Below are 234 nucleotides of genomic sequence, written 5' to 3' on the forward strand. Positions count from 1 at the left end.
CCGAAGCCCAGCTCGCCGCGGTGGCCCGCGACCTGACCCCGGACGGTGTCCGGATGGCCGGCGTGCGGTTGTTGGCGCATCTGGATCCGGATGGGCAGCTCACCGATGATCGGGACCGCCGCCGGCGCCGCGGGGTGGCGTTGATGCCGCAGGGGCGGGATCTGATGAGCAAGGTCCGCGCCCTGCTCACCCCCGCCTTGCGCGCCGAGATGGAAATCATGCTGCAGTCTTGGG

Annotated in this window: 1 protein-coding gene; it reads left to right on the top strand. The window is 71.4% G+C overall.

Features of this window, described 5'->3' with window-relative positions; genetic code table 11:
- Positions 1-234 (top strand): DUF222 domain-containing protein (locus tag AAFO60_RS21070; protein ID WP_347958157.1); only part of this gene is annotated, 234 nt, incomplete at both ends.

Source organism: Gordonia aichiensis, assembly GCF_039946255.1.
GTDB classification, from domain to species: Bacteria; Actinomycetota; Actinomycetes; order Mycobacteriales; family Mycobacteriaceae; genus Gordonia; species Gordonia aichiensis_A.